At 38.0% G+C, this 8,634-nt stretch carries 8 protein-coding genes and 1 rRNA gene; 4 read left to right on the top strand and 5 right to left on the bottom strand.

The genetic code is table 11. The annotated features are described in order from the left end of the window. Positions 1-174: 174 nt before the first annotated feature. Positions 175-284: ribosomal RNA gene (gene rrf / locus ACPDG9_RS04400) — 5S ribosomal RNA — on the top strand. A 243-nt stretch (positions 285-527) separates the two neighbouring features. On the opposite strand, the gene ACPDG9_RS04395 is transcribed toward rrf, so the two are convergent. Continuing rightward, positions 528-986: a hypothetical protein gene (locus tag ACPDG9_RS04395; RefSeq protein ID WP_430526547.1), complete on the bottom strand. Its 459-nt coding sequence runs from the start codon at positions 984-986 to the stop codon at positions 528-530. 5 nt (positions 987-991) lie between these two features. Continuing rightward, complete coding sequence (gene nadE, locus ACPDG9_RS04390; protein ID WP_430526546.1) at positions 992-1,798, bottom strand: NAD(+) synthase; 807 nt, start codon at positions 1,796-1,798, stop codon at positions 992-994. Positions 1,799-1,870: 72 nt separating this feature from the next. Here nadE and gldB point away from each other — a divergent pair, with 72 nt between their 5' ends. Together gldB and gldC are read left to right on the top strand one after the other, a co-directional pair. Further along, the gene (gldB, locus tag ACPDG9_RS04385; RefSeq protein WP_430526545.1) at positions 1,871-2,851 is read left to right on the top strand and encodes a gliding motility lipoprotein GldB; all 981 of its coding nucleotides are present in this window, start codon (positions 1,871-1,873) and stop codon (positions 2,849-2,851) included. After that, entirely contained in the window at positions 2,851-3,189 is a 339-nt protein-coding gene (gene gldC, locus ACPDG9_RS04380; RefSeq protein WP_430526544.1) for a gliding motility protein GldC, read from the top strand. The genes gldB and gldC overlap by 1 nt, the downstream gene beginning before the upstream one ends. A 39-nt stretch (positions 3,190-3,228) precedes the next feature. Here the strand turns inward: gldC and ACPDG9_RS04375 are convergent, their stop codons facing one another. From ACPDG9_RS04375 to ACPDG9_RS04365, 3 genes are all read right to left on the bottom strand, one after another. Continuing rightward, positions 3,229-4,212, bottom strand: a complete 984-nt coding sequence (locus ACPDG9_RS04375; protein WP_430526543.1) for an acyl transferase — start codon at positions 4,210-4,212, stop codon at positions 3,229-3,231. 83 nt (positions 4,213-4,295) lie between these two features. Beyond that, positions 4,296-4,655 carry a T9SS type A sorting domain-containing protein gene (locus ACPDG9_RS04370; protein WP_430526542.1) on the bottom strand — a complete coding sequence of 120 codons (360 nt, stop codon included), beginning with the start codon at positions 4,653-4,655 and terminating at the stop codon, positions 4,296-4,298. Between the two features lie 136 nt (positions 4,656-4,791). After that, complete coding sequence (locus ACPDG9_RS04365; RefSeq protein ID WP_430526541.1) at positions 4,792-5,931, bottom strand: hypothetical protein; 1,140 nt, start codon at positions 5,929-5,931, stop codon at positions 4,792-4,794. A gap of 598 nt (positions 5,932-6,529) precedes the next feature. Here ACPDG9_RS04365 and ACPDG9_RS04360 point away from each other — a divergent pair. Continuing rightward, entirely contained in the window at positions 6,530-8,623 is a 2,094-nt protein-coding gene (locus tag ACPDG9_RS04360) for a DUF4280 domain-containing protein (protein ID WP_430526540.1), read from the top strand. Positions 8,624-8,634: the final 11 nt, after the last annotated feature.

Below are 8,634 nucleotides of genomic sequence, written 5' to 3'. Positions count from 1 at the left end.
ATAGATGTAAAGGCAGTAATGTCAAAGTCGAGTAGTACTAATAGCCCGTAAGCTTATGTGTATCTCCCTCTCTTAATAGAGAGGGAGGGCAACTTTCTAAAAAGATATGTATTTGTTCTGTTATAATATACAAAATTAGTTATAGGATTAGCAATAAACTTATAACAACCGCTTTAGGGTGGTTATTGCGGCGGGGCTCACCTCTTCCCATTTCGAACAGAGAAGTTAAGCCCGCTAGCGCAGATGGTACTGCCACATGGTGGGAGAGTATGTCGTCGCCCTTCTTTTGAAAAGCCTGATTACGTTAGTAGTCAGGCTTTTTTTTTGGTTATCTGTTATCAGTTATGAGGTATCGGTCAATTTTTCTGAAATAGAAAGCCCTTTATTTAAACGATAATCGGGACAACCAACGACGAACGACTCACAACGCAAAACTCACAAAAAAAGCCCTTTTAAGGACTTTCTTTATTTTTATATACCAATATGAGATTAATGTCTTATCGTTGCTTGATGTCTCCTATAAAGCGCTAAGGCAGGAGTTCTACAGTCTCTACGTAGACCGGGTCATTCGGGTGTAGTTTGGGAACGATGGCATGATACGTGACGTATCGCGGTCGACCACCCCAATTTTGTAGAAATTCAACGGATAGGATGAATTCGTTATATCGGTTTTTTCTGTAGATATATTTAATGTCTTCTGTATTAGATTCCACCCAATATTGTCCAATGATTAAGTCAAAGTATCTAAAATCAAGGGCAGCGTTACAACCTTGAACTAATTTTCTATAGTCATATGAATTGGTAATGATGATAAATTCATTTCCTCTAAGACTTGGTACAAACAAGTTTTCCTTCGTATTATAGCATCCGTACTGCTCTAAGCCTTCTGTTCGGATGAATTGGTCTCTGTCATAGTAATCGTCGTTTATATCACAACCAGTAAACAGTACAAGAGATCCAAGTATAAGACAATATTTTTTTATCATTGTAATTATTTTAAATGTTGAGGAATGGTACAGACAGGAATCGGATTGATTTTATGTTGATTGATTCGATTCAAGCGTGTATAAATAAGATAGACTTCTTTTGCTCTGCCCTCATCGAAGTCTGCTAATGTTTTACCTTGATCCACAGCAAGCATCGCTGCTTCAAGTTCATCGTACGTTGCTCCTAATTGATCTTCATCTGTGCGATCATCTCCAAATAATCCATCTGTTGGCTTGGCTTTACAGATGCTTTGAGGAATTTTTACGTATTCACCAATTAAGCGCACTTGTGATTTTAATAAGTCTGCAATTGGACTTATATCTACACCACCATCGCCGTATTTCGTAAAGAAACCCACACCGAAATCTTCTATTTTGTTTCCTGTTCCAACAACCAGGTAGCGGTGAATGCCTGCATAGTAGTATAAGGTGGTCATTCGTAGTCTCGCTCTTGTATTCGCTAGTGTTAACGCTTGGAGCTGTTCTTCCTCAGTCGTTGGAATATGTTGTTTGAGAAGTTCAAATGTCGATGTTAAATCGGTTGTTGCCGTATTTACATTGGAAAAGTTAGCTTTTAAAAAATCCAAATGTTCTTTGGCTCTGTTCAGTTGTGAATTCGCTTGGTGAATTGGCATTTCCACACAGAGTAACGGCAATCCTGTCATCGCACATAGTGTAGAGGTGACGGCAGAATCAATCCCTCCAGATATACCAATAGTGAATCCTTTGACCCCACTTTCTAAAGCATAATTCTTAAGCCATTCAACGATGTAATGCGTTACCGCTTCGGTCTGAAAGTTTTGATTCATCATGGTAATTTTGTGATTGATTTGTGGTTCTTCTTTTTATATTTGTAGTGATTAGAATAATAATTCAAGAATACTATGTTCAAAATTAGCAAAATATCTTTATCCTTCTTGTTGGTTTCTGGTTTTTTTGTTGTGGGTTGTGGGAACCCCCAATCGAAGTTAGACAAAGAAGTAGAACAAATACCGATGGAGGTTGTTGTAGAACGCTTTGATCAAGAGTTTTACAACGGTAAGGATGAGGACTTCCAATCGTTAAAAGCGAAATTTCCCTATATGTTTCCTGAAGGTGTCTCTGATGATGCTTGGTTAGAGAAGAAAAAAGACACTATTTTCCAAGAACTGCAGGATGAAGTAACGAAACAATACGCAGATTTAGGTACTTTACCGGAAGATTTAAAGCGTTTATTTCAATATATCAAGTATTATTATCCTGAAGAGTCTGCAGATAAAAAACTGATTACCGTACTTTCTGAAGTAGATGTTTCAGTGAAGGCCATTTATGCAGATACACTAGCACTTGTAAGTTTAGATACGTATTTAGGCAGTGATCATCACTTTTATAAGAGTTTTCCAGCATATACCCATACCACGTTTGATCGCACTCAAATCTTACCCGATATGGCTGAGAGTTTTGTTGTTCAAAAATTGCCTAAGAGTATGGATCGCACCTTTCTTGGTGCGATGATACAAAAAGGGAAAATGGCTTATGCAAAAGAGGCTTTATTACCTGGAGTTGCGAAGGAAACACTGATAACGTACACCAAGGAAGAATATGCGTGGTGTGTGGCAAATGAAGCGCAAGTTTGGCGCTATTTTATCGATAATCAGTTGATGTTTGATACGGATGGGAAATTAGCAGCTCGCTTCATTGATCCTGCACCTTTCAGCAAGTTCTATTTGGATATTGATAGTGAATCCCCTGGTAGAGTTGGTGTTTGGATGGGGTGGCAAATTGTTCGTTCGTTTATGGAAAATAATAATGTAACTTTGCAGGAACTCTTTGCAATGAATGCAAAAGATATTTTTGAAAAATCAAAGTATAAACCCAAGAAGTAATGAGTAAAAATCACGTTTCTGATATCAATATTAGAGTAGAATTAGATGAGAATCGCGTTCCTGAAAAATTAACTTGGACCGCTAAAGATGGTGGAGTAGATAAGGCAAAATCAAAGGCCATGTTGTTGTCAATATGGGATGATAAAGTACAAGAAACACTGCGTATTGATTTGTGGACAAAAGATATGCCTGTAGATGAAATGAAGAAGTTTTTTCATCAGACGTTAGTCGCTATGGCAGATACCTATGAACGTGCGACGGAAGATGAGAAGATGTCGGCTACTATGCGCGACTTTTGCGACTATTTTGCGGAGAAGAACGATTTATTGGACAAATAAAAAAGAGGGAGGTTTTATCAGTAAAATCTCCCTCTTGTATTATACGACCATGAGGTTACACCCTCTGATGTCGGAATGGTCAAATCGACCTAATATTTCAAAGCTACCATCCTCGAATTTTTTCCCTAAGTCTTGTGTGGCGATAAAAGAACAAGAGTTGATATTGGCTAAATCGATAACGTTAACTCCTCCTGTTTTTCCGAAAGCTTCAATTCGCGTTAAAGGATCTTCAGGGTCTCGAATTACGATATCCATCCAACTAGGGCATTGGAAGAGGCCATCACCAAGCGAATAGGCTTGAGAGAGCAGTTCTGTCATTCCATATTCGGAGTGGATTTTAGTTACACCAAATCCCTCGCATAAGATTGAGTGAAGTTCTGCTCGAATCATTTCTTTTCGCTTGCCTTTCATTCCTCCTGTTTCCATGATAATGGTGTTGTTTAGCTTGAATTGCTGCTGTTCAATAATATCGAGTAGTGCGTAAGTTACTCCTAATAAAAGAACATTTTTCCCCTGCTGATCTAACTGGTGTAGTGTAGTGATTAGGTCTTCATAGTTATGAAGGTAAAACCCACTCTCCGGATGCTTAGATTCTTGAATAAAGTCTTCTGCCATATAGATGAGAGAAGATCCTTCTCTTTCTAAATAAGAGGGCAATAGAGCTAAAACGACGTAATCTTCTATCGGTCCATAAAAATAAGCGAATCCCTTTCTAAAACTCTCTTCATAGTACGTTAAGTCCGTTACCTGGTGTTTGCTTGTGATCATTCCCGTTGTACCGCTACTAGTAAAAGTAGTTTGAACAGGTCGTGTACTACTCAATACCTCTTTATTTTTGAAGAATTCAATAGGGAGAAAGGGAACTTGATCTAAACTGCGAACTTCAGTCGGTGTTTTTCGAATGAGATTACAAAATTCACGATACACCGTATTGTTCTCATACTGAAAGCGATATACTTTCATCGCTATTTTATGAAACTCTTTTCGGGTTTGTATGCTAATGATATCTTCTGGTGTAAACACAATGCAATAATTTGGTACAAAAGTACAATAAAAAAAGCATCCTTGTTGAAAGGATGCTTTAGATTTATCTAAAATGCGTATTGTTACTTGACAATTAGTTTTCGCGTTGCAGAGGTGTTATTTTCTTTAATTTTGATAATGTAAATTCCTGCTGTCACGGTATTAGGTAAAACTAATTCTTTGGTATTTAGGCTTGTGGAGAAAATTTTCTTACCCACTACGTTGTAAATTTCGATTTCTTTAGCCTCATTGTTTTTTGTTTCGATCGCTATCTTACCGTTTATTGTAACGGGATTAGGATAAATAGAAAGATTTTCAATTGTTTTCACAACTGTTGCTTTATTTTGAGGTGTACCAACAGTACTCACCTGAGCAAAGCTCAGACCGGTAAGCAATACAAACGTTATAATAAAGAAATGTTTATGAAAGTAATTTTTAATCATCCAAACAAAATTAGTCGTATAAAAATAGTAAATATTTCTTATATGATAAAAAAAATATTTGCTTTTTAGGGCAAATATTTTTCTTTAACATAAATTAGTGACTTATTCTTGTTTGTGATTTAAAAAAATCAAATTCTTATAACCCTGCAGTCCAGCCTTTTGTCCACTCTGGTGTATTTGAACCGTTACCAGCTCCTTGGTTTTCACCTTCTACAAATACACCATTTACATCTACTGATTCGCCTGCTGTATTTTTACCTTTTGCTTTTTCTGTTACATCGATTAGTTTAACTGTGTTTACAAGTAATGATCCATTAGCAACGTTTGCAATTGTTTCGTCATGCTCTACGTCAAAGGCTGTTTTCCATCCACTTAACACTACGTTGTTCAGTTTTCCTTTTGTTCCTTCACGTAATTTCATCGCTGTTCCTTCTCCTTTTACTGCCGAGATTAAAGTAATTCCGTCAATTGTTGGATTAGAATAAGGCTCTGCTGTTCTTGTTTTTGAGTTGTTGTCCGCTTCAAATCCTTTGTCTGCTGTTCCACTTTGCTTAGAATACCAGAATTTGTTTTCTTGTCCACTCCATCCTTCTGTCCAGTCAAACTGATCATCATCGTTATGGCTAGATACTAAGTATTGTGCACTTACAGTTCCACCAAACCACTCGAATCCGTCATCAGAACCCTCGTGTGCTTGTACGTATTCAATTTTTGTTCCGCTTCCAACTCCGAATAAAGATAATCCGTTGAATTCTTTCTCACTGTTAAAGTTTGCTCCTGCGTACTCAATTCTCAAGTAACGGATAGAACCTGAATTGTCGTTGGTTACATCTCCACCATACGTTAAATCAGAAACCTCTGCAGTAGCTGTTTTAGCTTTGTTGATCGGAGCTTTTCCACATACTACTAAACCTCCCCAGCTTCCTCTTTTTTTCTCAAGAGCAGTCATAACAACTGGGTTTGTATTGGTTCCTTTTACAAAGATTTGTCCTCCTTGTGCAACCGCGATATAAGAAGATGTTCCTCCTGTTCCGATGATCTCAACCCCTTCTTCAATGTTTAAGGTTGCTCCATCTTCTACTACCAATTTCGTTGATAGGTTGTATTTTTTATTTTTTTCTAAAGTAAGTGTCTGTCCTTTTTTTAGTGTTTGTCCAATGTTCTCTCCTGGATTTGGACCTCCTCCGTTGTCGTTTGAATTGTCGTCTGATGAACAGCTAACGATTAAAGCTGATACTAATGCAATTGATAAAGCTGATTTGAATAATCTTTTCATAAAGTAATTGTGTTATTTTATTTTAACTGATACAAAGATTGCCTACTTGTATGAACTGATAGTTAGCTCTTTATCATTGAATTGTTATGATGTTAAAGGGAAATATTAATGAATTGTTACCAAGTGAATTTCTCAAACCTTTAAGCTGATGCTGAAACAAAAAGTGATCTTTTCTCTTTTTTTTTGAGCTAGGTGCTCCATTTCGTAGCGATTATTTCATATAAAAAACAATTAAAATAAAAGAATTTCGTAATAAAAACACCTATTCCAGTAGGGTTGATTTATTTTTAATAAGGATTGCTTGTATATTCGTTAGGCTGAAGGTTGGACGTCGCGTTTTTTTATTGCTACATTTTGAATGTATCAGGAAGTAAGCTAAGGCAATTGCGATGGTGCCATCCGGGCAATCGAAAGAGATGTTATGCGATTTAAACAAGAGCTCCTAAGTGCAGTGCTTTTTAAAGGCGATAGGAATAAGTCAATTGAGGGGCATAGAATTCGACATAGAATTCGACAAAGTCTACAGGTATTAGGGAGAATATTCTTTGTTTGTATGCGGTGTAGCAGTGATTTATAATAACGATTATGCAGGAAATAAATGAAGGAAAAAACAGCAGAACCAACGTCAATTTTAGTGGCGGCAGTCACACAATCTTTTTCAGATCTAGTGGTCTGTTCAGGGGCGACCTGTATGTGTACAGGGAATCCTACTATTTTTGCGTCACTTTCAATCACTACGCATCAAAAGTACTACCTCAATGCAGTAGATAAACTTATCGCCACTGTTGAAGATACTCAATTTGAATCGGGATCTTCTCCTTTTCAACAATGCAAGCATAAAAAAGGAAGGGATAAAACGTGTGTATATCAACCTTCTGGCAATTGGGAGATGGATGCTAAAGAATCGGTTCACACTATTGATGGAAGGGGGATTTTAACGAAAACGGGCACGTTGCGCTGTGGAAAAGGAGGTGTATTATCCATACAGACTACAGGTCAGGTGGACGGTATGGAGGACGTTCATAAGCTAGAAAAAGAACAAGCGTTCAGCAAAGGGAAAACGACAAGGGTAAAGCGCGTAGATTTTAGAAGCTATCCAGCTCAAGCCACGTCTTATGTTTCTCAAGTAGAAGAATTGACGTTGTGTAATCTAGAGCAACTCCACTGGGGCAGCCTTATGCGAGATAATCCGCGTGCTTTGCGCATACTGAAAGGAGATGAATTAATCTTTACTGCTGCGACTAGAGGTAAAGAAGAGTCGAAAAACATCACTTGGAGTGTGCTTTATGCAAGGGAAGGTTCCCGAGTATTGGAAGTAGGTAAAACAGGAAAAACAATAGTACTCCATGCTGTTGGAGAGGGGTATCAAACTTATAGCACGAAACATCGGGCTTTTAGTTGGCAACCCCAAAGCGCAGGTGTTTACCTGATTGGGGTATCGCCTTCACCACAATTGGGAGTAAGTAAAACGTATGAAGAAAATTTTTATTACTATTTGGAGGTAGTGGAAGATGCTACAATAACATCTTTACAACTAAGTGTAACTCCGGAGGAAAAAATGGTTGTGGGTGATCGTGTTGGTATTACGTTACACAGTGATATTAAATTAACTACAAGGCAAAAAGAGCAGTTGCGCATTAAGGTTAGTGCTAAGGATGTTCACCCTGGCAATCATACGGCTTATATCTTCACTTCTAAAGGGAAGGATTCGTTTAAACAAAGAGGCACCGCAGTACAAGTGATCTTTGATTGTGTGAATGTCAATTCGTATCAAGTGGAGGTGTATAAAAACTTAGTGCGTCAAACAGCGATCCCCACACCAGAATTTACCGTTGAGTGTAGCGATCTTTTAACGGTTCTTCCCCCTGTAGAAAGTGTTCGAATAGGCAGTCGTCTTGTGTTGGCTGCCGAGTTTAAAAATGGGGCAAATATAAACCCCCTCTTAGTTCAATGGCGCATTAAAATGCCAGATAGTGAGGTTTTTCAAGAGCACTTTATCAAAGATAGAACGATGTCTTTGTCTTTCTCAAGGCCAGGAGAGTATGTCATTGAATGTGTGTATGATCGTTTAGGCGTGCAGCGACAGCGTTTTCGACGTACGATAAGAGCTGTAGCGAATACGTTAGAAGAACTGATCGTGCTACCTTGTATTTCGGTTGAAAGCCCAAAAGATAACAAGTTTAAAATTAGTGGTAAGGATCGCGTTAAGGTTATTCTGGGAACCACCATTGGTTATCAACCTCCTACTGTGGAACCAGCTTATGTTGAAGTACAAACAAATGAAGAATCAAGCTCTTTTACAAGGATCATTCAACGCACTCTTTCTCCCCTGGAAAAAAAGAGTATACGTCCAAGACAGCTTAGTACAGATACAGCAATCGTTTGGACGTTGCGCTATATCAAGGGAGCTAAAAAGAAGGTTGGGTTTGGTTTATCGATCTATTATGAAACTCCAAAACCAACGAAAGCAGCGCAAGGTAGCGTAAAACAAGGGATCCTTAAACAGGTTGCTCCAACAGTAGCAGTTGTAGCCCCCTTGTCTATTTATTCCATTTACACCCAAACAGGTTGTATTGTATTGCGTTCGAATAGCGCTCAGTTTGATTTTCAATTTGAAGAGGTAGGGGTTTATCAATTGGATGTAGCATTCAATCAGATCACTAAATCCTATGAAATAGAGTGTGTAGAGTAAAACACAAAAAA

Source organism: Myroides sp. C6-3 (assembly GCF_050522425.1).
Lineage (GTDB): Bacteria > Bacteroidota > Bacteroidia > Flavobacteriales > Flavobacteriaceae > Flavobacterium.
This window is presented reverse-complemented; position numbering and strand designations above follow the sequence as displayed.